This is a genomic window from Stenotrophomonas sp. S39, from assembly GCF_016624665.1.
Taxonomy (GTDB): domain Bacteria; phylum Pseudomonadota; class Gammaproteobacteria; order Xanthomonadales; family Xanthomonadaceae; genus Stenotrophomonas.
In genome coordinates this window covers 51,215-72,520 of record NZ_JACVTT010000008.1, presented here as the reverse complement: position 1 = coordinate 72,520, position 21,306 = coordinate 51,215, and the positions used below count along the sequence as shown (strand labels likewise).

The 21,306-nt window shown below is 60.3% G+C and carries 17 protein-coding genes; 11 read left to right on the top strand and 6 right to left on the bottom strand.

Annotation, left to right across the window (positions count from 1 at the left end):
• Positions 1–136: 136 nt before the first annotated feature.
• Positions 137–805 carry a VOC family protein gene (locus IAE41_RS04430; protein ID WP_200732238.1) on the top strand — a complete coding sequence of 223 codons (669 nt, stop codon included), beginning with the start codon at positions 137–139 and terminating at the stop codon, positions 803–805.
• Between the two features lie 51 nt (positions 806–856).
• On the opposite strand, the gene IAE41_RS04425 is transcribed toward IAE41_RS04430, so the two are convergent.
• On the bottom strand, positions 857–2,209 hold the full coding sequence (locus tag IAE41_RS04425; RefSeq protein ID WP_200732237.1) for a TPM domain-containing protein: 1,353 nt from the start codon (positions 2,207–2,209) through the stop codon (positions 857–859).
• A gap of 47 nt (positions 2,210–2,256) precedes the next feature.
• Positions 2,257–4,080 carry a M3 family metallopeptidase gene (locus IAE41_RS04420; protein WP_234458299.1) on the bottom strand — a complete coding sequence of 608 codons (1,824 nt, stop codon included), beginning with the start codon at positions 4,078–4,080 and terminating at the stop codon, positions 2,257–2,259.
• Positions 4,081–4,223: 143 nt separating this feature from the next.
• Here IAE41_RS04420 and IAE41_RS04415 point away from each other — a divergent pair, with 143 nt between their 5' ends.
• Complete coding sequence (locus IAE41_RS04415) at positions 4,224–4,847, top strand: YiiX/YebB-like N1pC/P60 family cysteine hydrolase (RefSeq protein WP_200732235.1); 624 nt, start codon at positions 4,224–4,226, stop codon at positions 4,845–4,847.
• A gap of 70 nt (positions 4,848–4,917) precedes the next feature.
• Here IAE41_RS04415 and IAE41_RS04410 read toward each other — a convergent pair whose 3' ends face one another.
• Positions 4,918–5,067: a hypothetical protein gene (locus tag IAE41_RS04410; RefSeq protein WP_174208706.1), complete on the bottom strand. Its 150-nt coding sequence runs from the start codon at positions 5,065–5,067 to the stop codon at positions 4,918–4,920.
• 306 nt (positions 5,068–5,373) lie between these two features.
• On the opposite strand from IAE41_RS04410, the gene IAE41_RS04405 reads away from it, so the two are divergent.
• Positions 5,374–7,038: an AMP-binding protein gene (locus IAE41_RS04405; RefSeq protein ID WP_200732234.1), complete on the top strand. Its 1,665-nt coding sequence runs from the start codon at positions 5,374–5,376 to the stop codon at positions 7,036–7,038.
• A gap of 83 nt (positions 7,039–7,121) precedes the next feature.
• On the opposite strand, the gene IAE41_RS04400 is transcribed toward IAE41_RS04405, so the two are convergent.
• From IAE41_RS04400 to IAE41_RS04390, 3 genes are all read right to left on the bottom strand, one after another.
• Complete coding sequence (locus IAE41_RS04400) at positions 7,122–8,546, bottom strand: TIGR00366 family protein (protein ID WP_200732233.1); 1,425 nt, start codon at positions 8,544–8,546, stop codon at positions 7,122–7,124.
• Between the two features lie 195 nt (positions 8,547–8,741).
• Entirely contained in the window at positions 8,742–9,635 is an 894-nt protein-coding gene (gene ubiA, locus IAE41_RS04395) for a 4-hydroxybenzoate octaprenyltransferase (protein WP_079224031.1), read from the bottom strand.
• Between the two features lie 107 nt (positions 9,636–9,742).
• Positions 9,743–11,968, bottom strand: coding sequence for a polysaccharide biosynthesis tyrosine autokinase (locus tag IAE41_RS04390; RefSeq protein WP_200732245.1), 2,226 nt, complete (start codon positions 11,966–11,968; stop codon positions 9,743–9,745).
• Positions 11,969–12,606: 638 nt separating this feature from the next.
• Between IAE41_RS04390 and IAE41_RS04385 the strand changes: the two genes are divergently transcribed.
• The 8 genes from IAE41_RS04385 (at position 12,607) to IAE41_RS22705 (ending at position 21,264) form a co-directional block, all read left to right on the top strand.
• Positions 12,607–13,776, top strand: coding sequence for a nucleotide sugar dehydrogenase (locus tag IAE41_RS04385; RefSeq protein ID WP_200732232.1), 1,170 nt, complete (start codon positions 12,607–12,609; stop codon positions 13,774–13,776).
• Between the two features lie 64 nt (positions 13,777–13,840).
• On the top strand, positions 13,841–15,160 hold the full coding sequence (locus IAE41_RS04380; protein ID WP_200732231.1) for a hypothetical protein: 1,320 nt from the start codon (positions 13,841–13,843) through the stop codon (positions 15,158–15,160).
• Positions 15,160–16,479: an oligosaccharide flippase family protein gene (locus IAE41_RS04375; RefSeq protein ID WP_200732230.1), complete on the top strand. Its 1,320-nt coding sequence runs from the start codon at positions 15,160–15,162 to the stop codon at positions 16,477–16,479. Before IAE41_RS04380 ends, IAE41_RS04375 begins: the two co-directional genes overlap by 1 nt.
• A 53-nt stretch (positions 16,480–16,532) precedes the next feature.
• Positions 16,533–17,579, top strand: a complete 1,047-nt coding sequence (locus IAE41_RS04370) for a polysaccharide pyruvyl transferase family protein (RefSeq protein WP_200732229.1) — start codon at positions 16,533–16,535, stop codon at positions 17,577–17,579.
• On the top strand, positions 17,576–18,799 hold the full coding sequence (locus IAE41_RS04365) for an O-antigen ligase family protein (RefSeq protein ID WP_200732228.1): 1,224 nt from the start codon (positions 17,576–17,578) through the stop codon (positions 18,797–18,799). Before IAE41_RS04370 ends, IAE41_RS04365 begins: the two co-directional genes overlap by 4 nt.
• Positions 18,800–18,801: 2 nt before the next feature.
• Positions 18,802–19,752, top strand: a complete 951-nt coding sequence (locus tag IAE41_RS04360; RefSeq protein ID WP_200732227.1) for a glycosyltransferase family 2 protein — start codon at positions 18,802–18,804, stop codon at positions 19,750–19,752.
• Between the two features lie 4 nt (positions 19,753–19,756).
• Positions 19,757–20,815 (top strand): acyltransferase, encoded by a 1,059-nt coding sequence (locus IAE41_RS04355; protein ID WP_200732226.1) that lies wholly within the window; start codon positions 19,757–19,759, stop codon positions 20,813–20,815.
• Complete coding sequence (locus IAE41_RS22705) at positions 20,812–21,264, top strand: hypothetical protein (protein ID WP_200732225.1); 453 nt, start codon at positions 20,812–20,814, stop codon at positions 21,262–21,264. The genes IAE41_RS04355 and IAE41_RS22705 overlap by 4 nt, the downstream gene beginning before the upstream one ends.
• The last annotated feature ends 42 nt before the right edge of the window (positions 21,265–21,306 follow it).

Here is a 21,306-nt window from a genome sequence, read left to right as displayed (position 1 = left end):
TGGACAAGTCGCGCAGTCTCGGCGCGATGTGTGAAGCGGGCGTTACGTGAACGCGACAGGAGGAAGTCGCGGAGAGCGGCGCCATTGCCACGCGCGTAATAGAATCGAAGCATCGCGCACGCAAGGAGACCGCATCATGCGCCTGCTACACCTCACCCTGCCGGTGTCCGATGTGGGTACCGTCGCCGCCTGGTTCCACGACGTGCTGCAGCTGCGCGTGGTCGGCCACCACGTGCACATCGGCTGGAGCACCATCGAGCTGCAGCCGGCCGATGGCCTGCCGCTGGGCGGCGTGCACCTGGCCTTCAACGTGCCGGACAACCGCTTCAACGAGGCCATTACGTGGCTGCGCGAGCGCGTGCCGCTGCAGCGCAATCCCGAAGGCATTGACTACTTCGCGCTGGAGAGCACCTGGCAGTCGCAGTCGGTGTACTTCACCGGGCCCGATGGCCTGATCCTGGAGCTGATCGGCCGCAAGCGCCTGCCGGCCAGCGCACGCAGCGGCGCGTTCCACGGCAGCGAGCTGACCTGCCTGAGCGAAGTGGGCCTACCCAGCGCGGACGTGAATGCGGTACGCGCCGAGGCCAGCGCGCGCTTCGGGCTGCAGCCGCTCAGCACGCCCTCGCCGCAGTTCGCGCCGATGGGCGATGACGAAGGACTGTTGATCGTGGTCGCCGCCGACCGCCGCTGGTTCCCCGAGCAGAGGGATCTGCCCAACGCGCAGGGCCTGACGCTGCGCGTGGGCGATGTGCAGGGCAGCGGCGAGATTGCCGATACCGCGCAGGGGTGGCGGGTAATCCAGTAGATCCACGCCATGCGTGGATGGTCGGTGGGATGTGTCAACCAAGGTTGACACCTACCAGCTGCCCGACGCACCACCACCACCGCTGCGGCCACCGCCCCCGGACCAGCTGCTGGAGCTGCTTGAGGATGAACTTGACGAGGAGGTGCCGGTAGAGCTGCGATAGCCGCTGGATGAACCGCCGCTCCCGCGTGCTTTCTCACCTGGCAGCATGGTGAAGATCCAGGCGAAGTACAGCACGAGCGTACCGGCACTCCACCCGATCGTCGCCGCAAGGCGCGCTGCCGGGTCGACCCGATCAATGGCCAGCAGGGCAAAGATCGCGTAGCCGGCGGTCAGCAGCACCAGCACTGCGAACCGCACCCCGAAACTGCTGCGGTCCTTGTGCCAGCGTGCACGGCAGGCCTGTATGAGGAAGAACACCAGCATCGCGGCAATGCCCACGGCCAGATCCAGCAGCGTGTGCAGGGCCAGGCTGGGCGGCAACTGGCCACGCAGCAGCATCACCACGAAGAAGCCCGCACTGACCCCGAGCATGCCCAGCAACACGATGCGCAGGCCCCGGCTGCGGCGCCAGCACCAGCCGAGCAGGCTCGCCACGGGTACGCACAACGCCAACACGATGCAGAGCGCCGCCAGTGCAGAACGCGGTGCCCACACGACCGCCGCCAGCATCCCGCCAGCCACGACGGCCGTCACCAGCATCGGGCGGCCCCAGGCCGGCAATCGCTTCGGTCGCGCCCGTTGCTTGGCACCTGCACGCGACTGTCCACGCTGGCGCTCGCGATGCCTGCGTGCGAAGTCGTCCGGCGTCTTCGCCGCGCTGGACGCTGGTGGCGAGCGCCACACGCCGGCGAAGAAGCCGGCCAGCAGCGCCAGGGCGATCACTGAATCCGCACTGCGCCAGTCCGGCGGCAGCACGCTGCGTGCCGTGGGGTCCTCCCAGGCTGGCAGATCTTCGCCGTCGATCAGCGCAACCACGATCTTCGTTCCATCCAGCAACCCCTGGTCGAGGTCGCCATCACGGAAGCGTGGCACGATCGCCTTGTCGATGATGCGCGCAGCATATGCATCCGGAATTGCACCCTCCAGGCCGTAGCCGGTCTGGATGCGCACGCGGCGGTCCTGCACGGCCACCAGCAGCAGCACACCATCATCGACGCCTTCGCGGCCCAGCTGCCACTGATCGAACACCCGCTGGGCGTAGGCCTCGATGCCCTCATCGCCAACATGGTCGACCACCAGTACCTGCAGTTGCGCGCCGGTACGTGCCTGCAACTGCAGTGCCTGCGCGCGCAGCGTGGCGCGGGTATCCGCCGACAGGGCACCCGCGGCATCCACCACCGGATCATCCAGCGCAGGTACCGCAGCAGCCATCACCACCATCGGCAGCAGGCACAACAGCATCAACAGCCATGCCGGGGCCCGGCTCCGCGTTGCCCTCCGCGGCCTGCTCATGCGCCCTCGCCCTGCTCGATCTGCGCATGCAGCGCCTGCAGGCGCGCCACCTGTGCATCGAACACCTGCAGGTCGGCGTCGACCAGCGCCGCCCAGTCCGGTGCGTGGCCCAGCAACTGTGCCACCTGTTCCTGCGGGGCGCGGTCGAACCCTTCGGACAGCACGGCCAGGTAGCGCTGGCGGAAGCCCTGCGGATCCTGTTGTTCCTGCACGTACAGCTGCACCGCCACCAGGCCGGCGAACAGGTAGTTGGCCAGGTACAGCGGGTCTTCGTACATCAGCCGCTTGGTTTCCCAGGTGGCACCCAGCGCCGGGTAGCGGTCGGCCATCATCCCGTAGCCGGACAGCACCTTCAGGGTCAGCGCATCGAGGTCATCGGCCGTACCCAGCGTGCCGGCGGCCACGCCCTGGTAGATCGACTGCTCCAGCTGCGCTTCCTCCGAAGCGATGAACAGCTGCAGCACGATGTCATCCAGCAGCGACTTCAGGTAGTACGCCTTGGCGCGGGGATCCTGCGCCTGCTGGTACAGCTGGTCGCGGAACTCCAGTTCGTTGAAGATCGCGTAGGCCTCGTTCAACCACGAGGTGCCGTTGCGGTAGAACGCCGAAACCTGCCCGCGCTGCATCCATTGGCCGTGTGCCGCGTGCCCGGCTTCGTGCACGGCCTCCACGTCGCTTTCCAGGGTGCCCCGGCGCTCGCCGACGAACAGCAGCGCGGGCGCGCCCGGCGCCGTCAGCGCAAAGGCATCGGCCGTGCGCGGGCCCAGCGTTTGCGCCAGGTCCATGCGCTGCTGCGCAGGGTCGAGCAGCGCGCGCACTTCACCGGCGTACTCGGGGCCCAGCCCCCGCATCGCCCCGGTGGCGGTGTCGCGCACCTGTTCGAGGCTGAGGACCGGCGGCACGAAGCCGGCATCGGGCAGGCTGATGTCCCAGATCTGCGGCTCGGCCAGGCCCATGCGTTCGGCATGCTGCAGCAGCACCTGCTGGTAGGCGCGGCGCTGCGGCGCATGGCGCTGTACTGCGGCCAGCGTGGCCAGCACCGCAGGCGTGTCCAGGCCCATGTGCCGGTAGCTGCGTTCGGGTGCGCTGCCATCGCCCTGCAGCTGCGAGGCACGATCGTTGACCTGCACCAGCGCCAGCAGCGTGCTGGCCATGGCTTCGCGCTGTGAGGCCACGCCCTGCCAGTAGCCCTTCCAGCCGGCCTCGCGCAGCGCGCGATCCGGGTGCTGGGCCAGGGCCGTACTGTCCTTCCTGCTGTCCAGCGTGCGCCCATCGCGCTCGAAGCGCGGGTAGCTGGCGTGCTGCAGCAGCTGCCGCTGCAGGCGTGCGAATGCATCCAGCGCCGGGCTGGCCACCTCGTCCACGGCATCGTCCAGGCCTGCGGCGCGCGGCGCCGTGGAGCCGCCGGTGGTGCCCAGCGCACGCGTGCGCAGCCAGGCATAGGGGGCCACCCAGCCCGCATCGGCCGGCGCACTGGCCAGCGCCTTGCGTGCGATGCGCGCGGCGTCGCCACACAGGTCCGCGATGCCTTCCTGTGCCTGCGCCAGGCGCGCATCACGCGCATTGCGTGCGGCCTGCAGGTGCAGATAGCCATGGTGGCGCAGGCATTGGCCGAACAGCCGGTCAGCCTGCTGCACGCGCACGGCCGGATCCTCGGGTCCGGCATCGCGCAGCGTCGCGATGGCAGTGGCAAGTTTCGCGCGTGCGTCCTGCTCGGCCGCCGCATCGGCGAACCAGCTGCGGTCGTCGGCGTGCAGCGTCTGCGCGCTGGCGGTGCCGGCGGCAAGCAGCAGCACGGTGGCGGCGGTGATGCATCGCATCCTGCGGATGTTCATGACAGCTTCCTTTGTAGAGTCGAGCTTGCTCGACTGGACTTGTCCGCAGTCGAGCAGGCTCGACTCTACGCCATGGGCAGACCGCGGCGGGGGTAGACTAGCCCGTTCCCCACCTGTCCGGCCTTCACATGCGCACTTTCCTGCTGGTCATCGGCCTGCTGCTCGCCCCGCTGTCGACCGCGCTGGCCGCAGGCGTACAGGTGCGCGAGGGCGACCTGTTGTTCGTCACCGCCGGGCACAGCGGACTGAGTGCGGCCATCGACGATGCCACCGCCACGCAGGGCGCGACCAGCTTCGACCACGTGGCCCTGGTGGCTGCCGGCGCGCACGGCTGGCAGGTGCTGCATGCCGATGAGAAGGGCTCACGGCAGCAGGCCCTGCTCGACTTCCAGCGCGACGCCCGCAGCAAGCAGCGGCAGATCGTCGTGTACCGGCTGCGTGCAGCGCCGGCCGGTGCGATCACCGATGCGGTCGCCAAAGCGCGCACGATGCTGGGCAAGCCGTACAACACGGCCTACGTGCTGAACGAGGACAGCTACTACTGTTCGGATTTCATCGAGCGTGCCTTCCGCGCGCACCATGTGTTCGCACTGCAGCCGATGAATTTCCGCAACCCGCAGACCGGGGAGATCGCCCAGCATTGGGTGGACCTGTACCGCGGCATGGGCATGGACGTGCCGCAGGGCCTGCCGGGCACCAACCCCAACGACATGGCCGCCAGCGCGGTGCTGGAACGGGTCGGGGTGCTCTGATCGGGACGCTGTAAAAGCGAAGCCCCGCACGTGGCGGGGCTTCAGTGTTCAGACCTGGGGGGAGCCAGGGTCATTCTTCTTCGTCTTGGCTGCCCTGCTGCTGGTTGCGCTTCTGCTGCTGGTCCTGCTGCTGTTGCTGCTGCTGGTCACGACCGCGACCCTGCTGCTGATCCTGCTGGTTCTGCTGACCCTTCTGGTTCTGCTGGTTCTGCTGTGCCATGTCCGTGTCTCCGAAGCCACGCGCGGAATGCGGTGGACGGGGCCATCCTCTGCGGCCGAAGGTTAACCATGCGTTGCAACGCAGCTAGGCTGGCGTGCACGCGCCCCACAAAAGACCGCGCGCCCCTTGCGGCACAAGCCCCTGAAGGATTCATGCGACGTGTGCATGTGCTCATGCCCGCACGGCAACAGCCGCATTCAGCGGCCTTGGCCCGTGTGACGCGCGCATGACGGCCTACACCCATGGTCCCATTTGCAGTCGCGCGCGGCACCGTTATGGTCAGGCGGACACCCGCCGGAGACGCGCATGGCCCCGCAGACCGCAGTACGCCCTTCCTACGATGAAGCCCGCGATGGCTTCGATATCGCGCAGTGGCAGGACCGCTTCCAGGGGCGCCTGGACCAGGGCATCAACGCCTGCGTGGAATGCTGCGACCGGTACTGCGGAAGCGATCGGCTGGCCCTGCGCTGGATCGATGTGCAGGGCGCCCTGCATCTGTACAGCTTCGACGACCTGCGCGATGCCGCCGCCCGCGCCGCACAGGTGCTGCGTGCCGCCGGCGTCGGCCCGGGCGATGTGGTGGCCGGCCTGTTGCCGCGCACGCCGGACCTGCTGGCCACCATCCTCGGCACCTGGCGCCTGGGCGCGGTGTACCAGCCGCTGTTCACCGCGTTTGGCCCCAAGGCCATTGAAAGCCGCCTGAAGACCGGCAGCACCCGCCTGCTGGTGACCGACAGCGCACACCGCAGCAAGCTGGACGAACTCGATGCCTGCCCGCCGGTGGCCACGGTGCTCGCCCCCGGCCATGCACTGCGCGACGGTGATATCGACTGGCGTGCGGCCACGGTGGCGGCCGCGCCGACGCTGGAGCCGGTGCTGCTGCCCGGCGATGCGCTGATGGCCCTGCTGTCGACCTCCGGCACCACCGGCAGCCCCAAGGGCGTGCCCGTGCCGCTGCGCGCGATGATGGCGTTTGCCAGCTACATGGAACTGGCCGTCGACCTGCGCGCGGATGACGTGTTCTGGAACATCGCCGACCCTGGCTGGGCCTATGGCCTGTACTACGCGGTGATCGGCCCGCTGCTGCTGGGCCACGCCACCACCTTCAGCGAAGCCGGCTTCAGCGTGCACGGCCTGAACACCATCATCGGCCAGCTGGGAGTGACCAACCTGGCCGGCTCGCCCACCGCGTACCGGCAGATCATCGCCGCCGGCCCCCAGGCCAGTGCCGGCATCAAGGGCCAGCTGCGCGTGGTCAGCAGTGCCGGCGAACCGCTGAACCCGGAGATTGCCCGCTGGTTTGCCGAGCACCTGCAGACCACCGTGCTGGACCACTACGGGCAGACCGAGACCGGCATGGTGGTGAACAACCACCACGCGCTGGCCCACCGCGTGCGCCCGGGGTCATCGGGCTTTGCGATGCCGGGTTACCGCGTGGCCGTGCTGGATGAACACGGCCATGAACTGCCACCGCGCACGCCCGGCATCCTCGCGGTAGACCTGAAGCAGTCACCGATCATGTGGTTCACCGGCTACTACCAGGCGGAGACCCCGGCCATCGCCGATGGCTACTACCGCACCGGCGATTCGGTGGAATGCGAGGACGACGGTTCGATCAGCTTCATTGGTCGCTCCGATGATCTGATCACCTCGTCCGGCTACCGCATAGGCCCGTTCGATGTGGAGAGCGCGCTGATGGAGCATCCGTCCGTGGCCGAAGTGGCGGTGATCGGCGTGCCCGACCCGGAGCGGACCGAGATCGTCAAAGCGTTCGTGATCCTGCGCGACGGATTCGAGGGCAGCGATGCGCTGGCGCACGCGCTGCAGCAGCATGTGCGCCATCGCCTGTCCGCGCATGCCTACCCGCGCCAGGTGGAGTTCGTGGCGCAGGTTCCGAAGACGCCCAGCGGCAAGGTGCAGCGGTTCCTGCTGCGCAAGGCAGAGATCGAGAAACAGGCCGCAGCCGGCTGATGTTGGTTCCTGTAGAGCCGAGCCTATGCTCGGCTGGTTCCTGTAGAGCCGAGCGTGGGCTCGGCTCTACAACCCCACAGGCGCTACGGCATCACCGGCGGCACGTAGGTCAGGGTCATGCCCAGCAGCCACAGCAGGCCCAGCACCAGCGGAATGTGCACCAGCAGCTGGATGAAGGTGAAGCCGACGATGTCGCGGGCCTTCAGGCCCAGCACGCCCAGCAGCGGCAGCATCCAGAACGGGTTGATCAGGTTCGGCAGGGCCTCGGCCGCGTTGTAGACCTGCACCGCCCAGCCCAGGTGCGCCTTCAGTTCGTTGGCCGCCTGCATCACATACGGCGCTTCGATGATCCACTTGCCACCGCCAGAGGGCACGAAGAAGCCCAGCACCGCCGAGTAGACGCCCATCACCAGGGCGAAGGTATCGGTGCTGGCCACGTGCACGAACAGGCTGGACAGGCGATGCGCCAGGGTCTGCCCGTCGCCGCCGGCCGCATGGGTGAGGATCATCGCGATGCCGCCGTACAGCGGGAACTGGATGAGCACGCCGGTGGTGCTGGGCACCGCCTTGGCCACCGCGTTGAGGAAGCTGCGCGGGCGCCAGTGCAGCAGCAGGCCGAGCGAAATGAACAGGAAGTTGTAGGTGTTGAGGTTGGCGATGGCGGTGACCACCGGCTTGTTGGCGAACTCGTTGAACAGCCAGCCGAAGGCCAGCAGCGAGAGCAGCACGGTCAGCAGCGGGCTGTACTCGAGCCATTCACCGGGGCGCGTGCGCTGCTGCAGCGGCTCCGGCTCGGCCTGCGCGGCGCCGGGGAAATCTTCGGCGGTGCGTGCACTGCCGACGGCCGGTGCGGTCAGCCAGGCGATCAGCAGCGAAACCAGGATGAGCACCGCCGTCAGCGCGATCGACTGCCACAGGAAGATGGTTTCGGTGAACGGCAGCACGCCGGTGATCTCCACCAGCCCCGGCGGCATGCTGGCCGGGTTGGCCTGCAGCTGCGCGGCCGACGAGCTCAGCCCCATCGCCCACACCGCGCCCAGCCCCAGGTAGGCCGAGGCACCGGCGGCGCGGTAATCCATGCGCAGCTCGGTGCGGCGGGCGAGCGCGCGCACCAGCAGGCCGCCGAACACCAGCGAGAAACCCCAGCTGAGCAGCGAGGCCAACATGCTGACCAGGCCCACGTAGACCACGGCACCGCGACCGGTGCGCGGCACCCGCGCGAGGAAATCGATGAAGCGCGCCACCACCGGCGCCGTGGCCAGCGCATAGCCGCCGATGACCACGAAGGCCATCTGCATGGTGAAGGGGATCAGGCTCCAGAAGCCGTCGCCGAAGGCGCTGGCCGTGGCCTGCGGGGTCGAGCCGAAGCCCATCGCCGCCACCGCGACGATGACCACGCCCAGCACCGCGAACACGTACGCATCGGGGAACCACTTTTCCGCCCAGGCGGCCGAACGCAGCGCCGCGCGCGCCATCCAGCCATCCTGTACTGCTGCCGTCGAGGCCATCGCCTACCCTCCCAGGTTCGATGGGCCGATTCTGGGCGGTGGGATGCGGGCTGTCAGCCACCTATTGGTCGTAGAGTCGAGCTTGCTCGACTGCTCTGGCTTGGCCGCGGGGATCAGTCGAGCAAGCTCGACTCTACCGGTGACCGGGGCGGCTGATGCCACCTGTAGAGCCGAGCCTGCGCTCGGCTGCGCCTCTCAGCGCAGCGCCAGGTCCACGGCGATGCCGGCGAACAGCGCCGCGCCTACCCAGTTGTTGTGCAGGAAGGCCTTGAAGCACGGCCCGCGCTCGCGGTTGCGGCAGATCCAGAATTCGTACACCACCAGCACCGTGGCCACCGCCACGCCAGCCAGGTAATACCCACCCAGCCCGCCACGCACCCCCACCAGGGCCATCGTGGCCAGGAACAGCGCGTACAGCACGCCCTGGATGACCAGGTCCAGCTCACCAAACAGGATGGCGGTGGAGTGCGATCCCATCTTCAGGTCGTCCTCGCGGTCGACCATGGCGTACCAGGTGTCATACGCGGTGGACCACAGGATGTTGCCCGCATACAGCAGCCAGCCCAGCATCGGCACTTCGCCCTGCACGGCGGCGAACGCCATCGGGATGCCCCAGCCGAAAGACATGCCCAGGTAAACCTGCGGCAGGTGCGTGTAGCGCTTCAGATAGGGGTAGCTGGCGGCCAGGAACACGCCGATGAAGCTCAGGCCGATCGTCAGCCCGTTCAGGGTGAGCACCAGGCCGAAGGCCACCAGCATCAGCACGGCGAACAACGCCAGCGCCGCACGGCCGCTGATCGCCCCGGTGGCCAGCGGGCGCGCCTTGGTGCGCTCCACGTGCGGGTCCAGCCAGCGGTCGGCGTAATCGTTGATGACGCAGCCGGCAGAACGGGTGAGCCAGACGCCCGCGGTGAACACGAACAGGGTCCACAGCGGCGGCAGGCCGCCAGCGGCCAGCCACAGCGCCCACCAGGTGGGCCACAGCAACAGCAGGGTGCCGATCGGGCGATCGGCGCGCATCAGGGACCAGTAGTGACGCCAGCGCGGCGTCGGCGCCGGATGCGGCGCGGAAAGAGGGGTGTCAGCCATGGCGATAGGATACTCCTGCGCTGGAGGGACGGCGGCGCGGGCCCGGAAAAGACAGGGCCCGATGCGCCTGCGCGCACCGGGCCCCGGTGTCCTGCCCTGCGAAAAGATCAGGCCTTTTCGTCGGACTTGTACTCGTAGTAGCCGTAGCTGTAATAGCCCGTGGCACGCTTCTCGACCGCGTTGAAGATCGCACCCTTGATCTGCACGCCGTTCTGCTCGAAGCGCTGCAGCGTCAGCTCGATTTCCTTGGCCTGGTTCACGCCGAAACGGGTGACCAGCAGGCTCGAGCCCGCGTGAGTGGCGACCAGCGCCGGATCGGTCACGGCCAGGATCGGCGGCGTATCGACGATCACCAGGTCGTACTTGCCGGACATGTCCTGCAGCAGCTGCGCGAAGCGCGGGTGCATCAGCAGCTCGGCCGGGTTCGGCGGAATGTCACCACGCACCATGTAGTGCATGTTGTCCAGGCCGGCCACCGGATGGATCACGTCGTCGACGCTGAGCTTGCCACCCAGCACGTCCGACAGGCCCTTCTGGTGCGACACACCCAGGATCTTGTGCAGGGTGCCCTTGCGCATGTCGGCGTCGATGACCAGCACGCGCTGGCCCGCCTGCGCGATGACCGCGGCCAGGTTGGTGGACACGAAGGTCTTGCCCACGCCCGGGCGCGGGCCCGAGATGGTCAGGATGTTGTTCTTCGCTTCCAGCATGGCGAAGTGCAGGCTGGTACGCAGGCTGCGCAGCGCTTCCACGGTCGGGTCGGCAGGGGCACTCACTGCCAGCAGGTGCTGGCGACCGTCGGCGATCACGCGCGTACCGTGCTTGCCCTTGCGCAGCTTGGGCAGGGTGTTGGACACGCTCAGCGGGATCGCGGCGTAGACCGGCAGGCCCAGAGCTTCGATGTCCGCCGGGTCTTCGATGCCCGGGTTGAGCATGCGCTGGAGGAAGACGAAGGCGACCGAGAGGAAGCCGCCGAGAAGCGTGGCGATGGCGACGATCAGGGCCTTGCGGGGCTTGACCGGGTGGGCAATGTCAACGACTGCGTTGTCGACGATGCGCACGTTGCCTACGGTACCAGCGCGAGCCACGTCCAATTGCTGTGCCTGATTAAGCAGCGCGGTATACAGTTCATTGCTTACCTGCAGGTCGCGAGTCAACCGCAATAGCTCCTGCTGAGTATCGGGGAGACCGCTGACTTCTTTCTTGAAGCCTGCCTTGCGTCCTTCCAGATCACCCATTTGCTTGAGAAGAGCGCGATAAGCGGGATGCTCACGGGTAAAGCTGCGATCCATCTCTGCCTGCTTAAGCCTCAGCTGCTGGATGCTGGCTTCAACCGCAACTTCCTGCTCCAGCAGACCCTTAGTCTGCATGGTGATGTCAACCGAATTCGCTTTCGACTGATATGCGGTCATCGCAGCCTGAGCTTCTTCCACCTGCTTACGCACCGTAGGAAGCTGCTCCTTCACAAACTGCAACTGAGCAGCAGCTTCGGCGGATCCGCGATCCACATTCTGCCTAACGTATGCGTCAGCCACCCGCTGAACCACCGCCTCCGCACGAACGGGGTCGGTATCTTCAAAGGTCAGCTGCAGGATGCCTGAGTCCTTGCCCGACTCAGTCGCAGCAATGCTCTCCTGGAGTCCAGTCAGGAGGTCAAGACGCCTCAACTTAGAAACCGAGAACTCCGTTCCCGCATTGGCACGAAGCTCTTCAACCTCGATTAGAACCCCTTTGCCTTGCGCAGAAGCTCCAGCGATACCGTGAACCACCTCGTTACCATCGGCATCGAGGAGAACGTAGCCCTTGCCATCATCATTGGTTTTGAGGGTGAGCTCCTCTCCAATCATCGCAGGCGGCACATCCAGACGACCAATGCGAAGGCGCTCGCCTCCCCAGCCATACTTGGAAAAGCCAAATTTGGGAGGAGCCACGCCCTCTGGCACCTCCGGCCTGAACCGCCGAGCAAAGAAATTGCCGACTAGTGGCATCCGCTTCGCGTCGATCTGGGTCTCAAGGTTCAGCTGGTCCACAGCCGTACCAATCACGGTTCTGGACGTAAGCAGTGCAACTTCAGTTGTTGCAGCGGTACTGCTACCGCCGAGCGAGGAAGAAAGGTCCGACAGCCCTGGAATACTGGGCACCTTGGACTCAACCTGCACCATCGCCTGAGCTTGATACACGGGGGCAGCAAGTAGCGCATAGGCGACGCCAACGGCGCAGAACACAGCCGTAGTCCCAACAATCCACCATTTGCGATCAATCAAGACGCCCAAGAGTTCGCGCAGGTCAATTTCATCTTCCTTGACTGCTCGGGATTCCGTATGTCTAGTCATTGCGTCCATCTAAATTAGGGGATCAGTCAGCGCCCCGGCGCGCCAAGCCTTGCACAGTAGCTGGAATCCCAGGATCAGCCTCGGAGTGCGCCTGATGACCCCAAACGGAGGGTTGAGAGCCTTCGCTCGCCGGCGAGCAGGGCCTGAGCTTGAGAATCAAGCCTTGCAGTGTAACCCAAAGTCTGCCCATACCGTGGGCCAAACGCTCGATTGAACAATCACGCCGGGCCTGCGGGCGCCACCAACAATGCGACGTACATCACACTTTTATCTCTACGCGTCCTCACTACGGCCAATGTCTCGCTCGTCTGGACAGCCACCACGCCCAACACAGGAGTCGATGCATCCGTGCAGTCCTCCCGGTGCTGAAGTCGGCAAGCGACGCGGCAATCATCCCGACCCACAGCCATTCATCATTCCCGGTTCCCAGTGCATGCAATAGCCGTGCCTACCCCCCCTTGGCATGTAGTAGCATTAAAGGAATCTCAACTGAGATCGGTAGACGGTGCGTAGGCCGCGCTTGATGCCCGACAATCGAGGCGTGCAGCATTGACCACCATGGGGAAGTGGTTCACCGAATGCTGCAACGCTTATCCCCAACCGTTTTACAGCTCAGATGTAACAAAAGGATTTTGATCATGAAGATTGCCGTAGCCGGCACAGGCTATGTCGGCCTCTCCAATGCAGTACTTTTGGCCCAGCACCACCAAGTGGTGGCGCTGGACATCAACCCGGAAAGGGTTGCCAAAATCAATTCTAGAACATCTCCGATCGAAGACGCGGAAATTGAGGAGTTCCTTGCAGAGAAGGAACTGGACCTCCGCGCGACCCTCGACTCCAATGAGGCATATCAGGACGCTTCCTTCGTAATCGTGGCGACACCGACTGATTACAACCCGGTGACCAACTACTTCGACACGAGTTCAGTTGAGTCAGTGATAAGTGACGTCCTTTCGATCAACCCTGATGCCGTACTGATAATTAAGTCCACCATTCCCGTGGGCTGCACCAACGAGTTGCGCCAGCGGCTCGGCACTCCCAACATTATCTTCTCGCCAGAATTTCTGCGTGAAGGTAAGGCGCTATACGACAATCTGCATCCAAGTCGAATCATAGTCGGCGAACGATCAGAAAGGGCAGCTCGATTCGCTCAGCTGCTGCAGGAAGGAGCAATCCGAAAGGATGTACCCTTGCTCTTTACCGACTCGACCGAGGCCGAGGCAATCAAGTTGTTTGCCAACACCTACCTCGCAATGAGAGTCGCGTATTTCAACGAGCTTGATACATATGCAGCCACTCACGACCTGGATACGCGGCAGATCATTCAAGGAGTGAGCCTGGATCCACGAATTGGGGGTCACTACAACAACCCCTCGTTCGGCTATGGTGGCTACTGCCTGCCCAAGGACACGAAGCAGCTTCTGGCGAACTATCGCGACGTACCCCAGAACCTGATTCATGCAATCGTAGAAGCCAATCGCACACGTAAGGATTTCATCGCCGATGAGATCATTCGCCGCAACCCAAATGTGGTTGGCATCTATCGACTCGTAATGAAGGCTGGCTCGGATAATTTTAGAGCTTCTGCCATCCAGGGCGTCATGAAGCGAATCAAAGCCAAAGGTATTCGCGTGATCATCCATGAGCCGGCCCTGAGCGAGACACAGTTCTACTCATCTGAGGTTGTGAGCGATCTCGCCGAGTTCAAGGGACGCTCCGATGTAATCATCGCCAATAGGCTCTCGGAAGAGCTCGGCGATGTCTCGGAGAAGGTATATACGCGTGATCTTTTCGGCATTGATAGCTGAAATAGAACACCAAGCGAGACGTGCGAGGCACTGAAGGCCGATGTTAGTCAAACAGAATTTGCGAATGATCAAGCGCCTCGCCAAGTCGATTCCCGACACCGCGCGAGCTGCTATTGGCGTATGGACCCAGAAATGGCAACGCAGCCCTTGGGAATCTGATCCCGTCGGCAAGCTCGAGACATCTCCAATTCGCAACTACGACTCCACGATTGATGGAGTCCAAGTCAAGACGGTTACGCCGCCGAACGGACACTACATGACGACATTTTTCGACGTCTGTCCGTTCTCTCCATCCGGCAATCTCATCGCTGTCACCCGAGTACCATTCATAAACAGGGTACCTGTTCCGGGCGATAAAGCATTGGTATGCGTCATTGACCTCCGCACTGGCGAGACCAAGACCGTACATGAGACCAGCGGCTGGGGGGCCCAGCTTGGAGCAAATGTTCAGTGGGGCTCAAGTGATCGCACACTCTTCTGCAATGACGCCATTGCCGGTACCGCACAGGCGGTCCGAATCGACCTCGATAGCGGCCACCGAACCAATTTAAATGGTCCGGTGTACGGAACCGACCCCGAGCGCAGATATTCCTACTCCGCCGACCTTCGACTGATCAATGCGCTGATACCGGGATATGGAATTCCCGAAAATCCGTTTGATAAGTACAGAGAGCCCGAGCGATGCAGTTCGTCGAATGGCTTGTGGAGAACCGACCTCGAAACAGGCGCGTGCGAACTCGTTGCGTCAATTCACGACATCGTGGCCCAACTTGGCGATCAGGAAAAGCTATGCAGGGGAAAGTATTTCCTGTTTAACGTAAAGGTTGATCCAACAGGAACTAGGCTTCTTCTTGTTATTTTCATAAAGGAGATTCCCGGCAGAGTCGGGCACGCATTGCAGTTAGTGACAACTGATCTTGATGGCAAGAATGCGCAGCTGGTTGTTACGGATTCCGCATGGAGAAAGGGAGGCCATCATCCCAACTGGAATGCAGACGGTAGCGGAATTCTGATGAACCTCAAAATCGACGGAAAGATGCGATTTGTCAGCATATCGCCTAGCGATGGTTCGATTGTTCTAGTCGGCGGGGACGCCAAGGGAAGCGGCCACCCAACACTGCACTCGAGCGGAAAGCATATCCTGACCGATTCATATATATCAGAAGGATTCAAGGACAATCATGGAAATGTCCCTCTCCGCCTGATCGATGCAGCAACAGGCACAGAGCGCAGCATCTGCAAGATATTCACAAAAAACTTGGACGGCCCTCGCCGCATCGACCCACATCCAGCATGGGACATGAACCACCAGCGAATCGCGTTCAACGGAGTTGTTGACGGATTTCGCCAGGTAATGATTGCCGACCTCTCAAAAATAGTCTGATGAGCAAATCAAGCAAAGCTAGCGACTTCCTGCTTACCATTTTGGCAAGATTTGGTGGGAAGGCAGCCAACCTGGTGGTATTTGCAATCGTCGCAAATAAACTCAGCTTGGCGGACATGGGCGTCTATGGCTATATTTTTACTACGACACTTATTCTTTCCACGATTCTTGACTTGGGCGTCAGAAATTCCATTGCAGTTTCGATTGGAAAAGAGCCGGACTCAAGCTCAGATTACACACGAAGCGCTTACCTGCTGCTGCTACCCATTGCCCTGCTTTGCGTTCCATTAACCATTATCTATCTTAGATTTGGACCCGAGAACACAAGTGCCGCAGCCGCGGCTATTCCGGCCGCACTATTGCTTGCATTTATGTTGCATCAACGGATGCTGCAGGGCGCGTCGCTCGGCCAGGGGGACATCAAGACATTTAATCGAACCGAGCTTGCATCAAGAATCATCCTAGTTGCGCTTACTCTTTTAATGCTGGCGGTGAATCAATTTTCACTGTCAACAGCAATATGGGCTCTGGCGATCTCACAGGCGTTCGGTTCGCTCTATCTTGCGGTCAAGCAGGCACCCAAGTATTTAGCACCGGGAGCATCCGCAAGCCTCTCGATCATTTTACGTCTAGTTCGAGCCGGCATCCCATTCATGGTCGCTGTTGTGCTTATGCAAGCATCGAAGAAGCTCGCTTTCTATACCGTTAGCTACGAATCAACGCTAACTGATGGCGGAATCTTCTTTGGCCTCCAACGGCTTACTGAGGTAGTGACGGAGGTAGGGCTTGCCATATCCGTCGTATTGCTTTCACACAATGTAAGAGCAACGTCCAAAGAGGAGGCAGCTGCCAACACAGCAAAGTCCGTCAGGGTTTCAATCGCTGTGTTTATGGCAATTTCGGTCGCGATGGTGGCACTCTCTTGGGTTCTCGTGCCGACGGTTCTCGGAAAGTCTTTCGCTGGCCACTCACTGCTGTTCTCGATACTGGTAGTGGGAACACTGTTCGGCGCCATCTGGACCATGCTGTTTCCAAGTTTGTCCGTGGCAACCTCTCCAACCACCGTCCTGAAAATTCTGTCGGTTGGACTTGCGTTGAACGTCGTCGCGACCTTTAGCATGACGTGGGCATGGGGACTGCTTGGGGCGGCATCGTCCACCATTGTAGTAAATATCATTATTTCAGCGATGTTCCTCAGAACCTACAAGACTCGCTTTGGAATTGGAGCAAGTGATTTCATTTTCGTCAAATGGGATGACCTGCCGGTTGACCGCCTGAGGAAAAAATTCCTTCCAGGCAAGAATAGGAGTGGCCAGTGATAATTTCTCGAATTAAATCACTGGCGATGCTTCACTCCCCAAAGGTCGGCTACATGCACGCCAAGACCCAATTCGACAATGTTGGGGATGCTCTGATCGTTGGACAGGCCGTAGCCCTCATGTCCGAGCACATGAACGTAGTCCTTAGTGCCAAAGGAATTCCCGCACACTTTTCCGAACAGATTCGGGAGTCAACCAAGGCGCCATACTCGGAGCTTGATTCAGGAAAGGCAGAGATTTTTCTCGCCCTCGCACTTAGGCGAATGCACGGTCTTCGCTCGTTTTATTCATTGATCCCAGGCGGAATCAATGGCGAAAAATCCACAGGATCCTATCTATCTGGAATAGTTTACAATCTAGCTCTCCGAATAATGTCACTTTTTGGAATCGTGACAGTTCAGATGGGCGTTTCATATGACAAACTGGGCGTTCGCCACCAAAAGTTGGTCCGCGGTCGCGCGCGCGCCCTTAGCTATCACTTCGTCCGTGACAGCCAGACAGACGAGTACTGTCGTGAGCGCGGTATAACACACTCAGGCGTAGCGCCCGACTTGGCGTTCTTAATATTTCCTGATGCCAGCGAAAAGGCGAGCGGCAGAAGGCTTGCATTCTCGTTCCGCACAGACCGGGGTGGGCGAGCGCTTATCGAAAAAATTGGGAGAATGATCGCTGCATCCTTCGCGGCCGATACGGACATTGTGCTGGTCAGCCAGGTAGCACGTGATACTCCAGGAATGCTGGAACTCCAAGAGTTCCTATCATCACTCGGTATGAAATGTGATTTTGAAGACGTGACCTATAGCCTTGACGCAGCAAGCAAGGTCTACTCAACCTGCTCTGTAATCTATTCGAATCGCCTTCACGCATTGCTTCTGGCCGCTTCTAATGGAGTCGCTCCTTGCCCAGTTATCAGCGCCCAAGTGGACCGGAAAATATCCGGAATTTTTCTTGATCTTGGCAACTGCATTAGCATTGAACTGGACTCTTGGAACGGCACACCCCTTCCACAGCCAGGCCTGGAGTACGCTCGGGCTTTCCAGAAAAGCGCCCTGATGATGAAGAGCAGAATCAAGGATGTCACGCGGGAAATTTTCCATTGAAGTACGACTACCCACTCCTTCGAGCAACCAGCAGCTCCAGCACCGCCTGGTATGTGACGGTATTTGTGCTTGCCTCCCTATGCATACAGCTCTCGCTGTTCCGCATCGGCGATAGTCGCGTGAATTATCCGCTTACAATTATCGGATACTTAATCCTATTTCCCTACGCTGCATTCAACATCGCAAAGATGAAGTCGCGCGTCTCGACCACACTCGCGACTTCGTTCGCGGTATACGCCTCTTTCTGCTTTGCATCCGCATTGTGGTCAACCGACAAATCTGCATCTATATCCAATGCATCCTTGCTTTTTGCGTGTCTGCTGATATCAATCGGAGGGGCCAGATATGACCCAGCCCAGACAAGAGTAATATTTGTACGAATTTGCTTGGCTGTAATGGTCCTCAGCTGGGTATCGTTGGTAGTTGCGCCAGGCTACGCGCTTCAGGAGAAGGGTTTTTGGCGACTGCGTGGGATCATGTCACATGAATTCGAGCTGGGCTATCTTGCCGGCTCGTCAATGCTGCTGTCGTTCGCCGGGCTGGCTCGTGCAATGTCGCGCGGAACCCAGGAGCGTAGGCTGATCCTTACGCTGGTATTTTTATTCTCGGCTGCGACTCTCCTCGCAACCCAGACACGGACGCTACTTGTTTATGCTGCGCTCTGCGCAGCACTAATCATGGTTAGCTATACCCGGGGAAGGATAAGGATAATTTCCATCGTCAGTCTAGTGATCCTTACCTCGATTGTGGCCATTTCGGTTGGATATCTGGAGGATACTTTCAGCAGAGGGGAGAGCGACGCGTCACTCTCTGGGCGAACGCTGATTTGGGCGCGAACGATTGCAGAGGCTGAGTCCCGACCGTTGCTTGGCCATGGATATTCCAGCTTCATTTCTCCGATCTACGACTATATCTGGACCGGAAACTATCGTCCGCCGCATGCACACAACACTTGGGTGATGTCGTACTTTGAAGTCGGGATAATTGGCGCGACTCTAGTCTCCATTTACCTTCTTTCGCAGATTTTTGTACTAAGAAAGACGAAACAGGGACATGACGGACTCAGCCCAACTTTCTACGTTGCGCTTTTCTGCACAATGACCGGCATGACAAGCCTTATCTTTGGCGGAAAGCTTTCGCCAATGATGGCGATCATCCTCATACTGACATTCCAAGAATACAACGTTACGAAACGCAGCCTTAGGGAAGATAAGGGTTGATGATGGAACATACTGAAAGCTCCGAGTTCTCACGACCGCCACTTGTTTCGGTGGTCATTCCTGTCTATAACCGCGCAAAGTCCATCGCCGCCACACTGGATTCCGTCAAGGATCAGACAGAGAGAAATTTTGAATGTCTCATAGTCGATGACGGCTCGACCGATGTGGACGACCTTGTCAGCTTTGTTGCTCGCGCATACGACTCGCGCTTTCGCGTTCTGCGCAAGGAGAACGGAGGAGCGAGCTCGGCGCGGAATTTGGGTATTGATGCGGCCCGCGGAGAGTACATAGCCCTTTTGGATTCAGACGACATCTGGCTGCCGGAGAAATTGAGCGTTCAGCTCGGTTTCGCAAGCAAAGACCCCCGTCCTAACTTCATGTGCTTCACTCAGCTAAGGGTCGACAGGGGTATTAGTAGGACCTGGATCAAGCCACCGAGAGGCCCGCGCGCCGGGGAGCGTATTGATGAGTACTTGATGGCTGACGCAGGATGGATTCAAACGTCCACCATGTTCTTGGCTGCACCGCTCGCAAAGCACGTGAGGTTCGATGAGAATCTACCCTCCTCGCAAGATACTGACTTTGCGATCAGATGCGCCAACGCCGGCGCTAACATCACATATTTGGAACAGCCTCTCGTCATAATGGATGACCGCTATATTCCTGGCCGTGTATCCAAGCAAAAGAACTACGCCCCCTTGCTTCAGTGGATCGAGAAGATGAAGTCGAACGGCGAAATATCTTCGCGCAGCTATTATGCGTATAGAGGATGGCAGTGCGCGCGGGTAGCTTCTTACACAAGGATCCCGCTAGCCCTTCAACTTTATGGAAGATCTCTTCTGCGGCGCGCCTATGGGCCCAAGATAGCTGCGGTAATTTTTTTGCAGATTATCCTTCCTCAAAGTTTGTATCAGCGGATAGCCACCGCAACTGTAAAAATTGCAGGCAAATAACAGCATGAACTCGATACGCACCATTCAAGCCATGCGTGGCCTTGCTGCAATCGCGGTCGCTTTCTATCATGTCTACATCATCGCACGGCAGGTTTCACCCGGAAGCGGCGTCGTAATGGAGCAGTTTGCCCGTCATGGCTTTATGGGTGTCAATTTCTTCTTTGTCTTGAGTGGATTTATCATACTCATGGCTCATGAGAAGGACATTGGGCAGGTAGACCGGCTGAAGAATTACATTTCAAAGCGTGCGCTTCGTATTTATCCGGCCTACTGGATATTTACAACCCTCTATGTGATTGCCGCATTTATGGGACTGGGAGCTAGCGACTTCTCAACAAAGCCCTTGGATTTGCTTTCATCTTATGCACTGTTTCAAATATCTCCTGACAAAGTTGTTCCTCCGCTTAAGGTAGCTTGGACTTTATTCTACGAAGTTCAGTTCTACATTGCGTTCTCGCTGCTAATCATTTCGAGGCGCTTTGGATTCACTCTTTTGGGTATCTGGTTCGCCTCCATCTGCGTTGGACTAGCCTCGGGCACTGAAGCGGTAGATTCTCGCCTTCTCTCGCCTTGGAACGTATACTTCTTCGTCGGCATGGCAGTGTTCATCCTCTACAAGCGCGTATCGAACGTCGGTGCGATGCTCGCAGGTATGGCTGCTGCCTGCCTGCTGCTCTATTACTTCCTGAACTACAACCTCGACATCCACGAATTCCATCGTGAGTATGGCTATCTGCATTTCCTGCTGGCACCCGCTTTCGGCCTGTTGATTCTAGGCATAGCGGGACTGGAAAAAACACAGAATTGGTCCGTTCCCTATCCGCTGCAGTTCCTGGGCGATGCGTCCTATTCGATTTACCTCGTCCATTCGGCTGTGATATCAGTCGCGGCGATTGTATTGAGAAAGATAGGCCTGCATATGCATGACAACGTTGCGTTGTATTTCATCGTATTCGCGTCGTCCGTAATCGCCGGCTGTGCAGCATATCTGATCGTTGAAAGACCTCTGACACGGCGACTCAAGCCGGCAATTTCTCTAAAAGCATCACAGGTGAATTCGTGAGGCCTTCTTCAGTTCTTTTTGTCACATCTTCAGGCGGGCACTGGGTGCAGGCCTCAAAGCTTCTTGCTGGTCTACTTGATTATGAGGTGGATATCGCTACGGTAGATGAAACAGCAGTTTCTGGCGTCACCTATCGTCGCTTTTACAAGATTCCGGACTTCAATCGAGACACACCTTTGAAAATGATTCTTGGCGTACCCGCTATAGTTCACTGCGTTCTCAGTAGCGATGCCACACATGTCATATCCACTGGGGCGGCGCCCGGATTGCTCGCTCTCGCCTGCGCTCGCATGGTTGGCAAGCGCACGATGTGGATTGACAGTATCGCCAACACCGAGAGACTTTCAGTTTCAGGAAAGATCGCCAAGGTCATTGCGCACAAGACTTTAACCCAGTGGGAAAATGTCGCAGAAGTGACCGGAGCCAGCTACGAGGGCCGCCTGCTGTGATATTCATGTCATGTGGAAGCCAGCTTCCATTTCCTCGCCTCG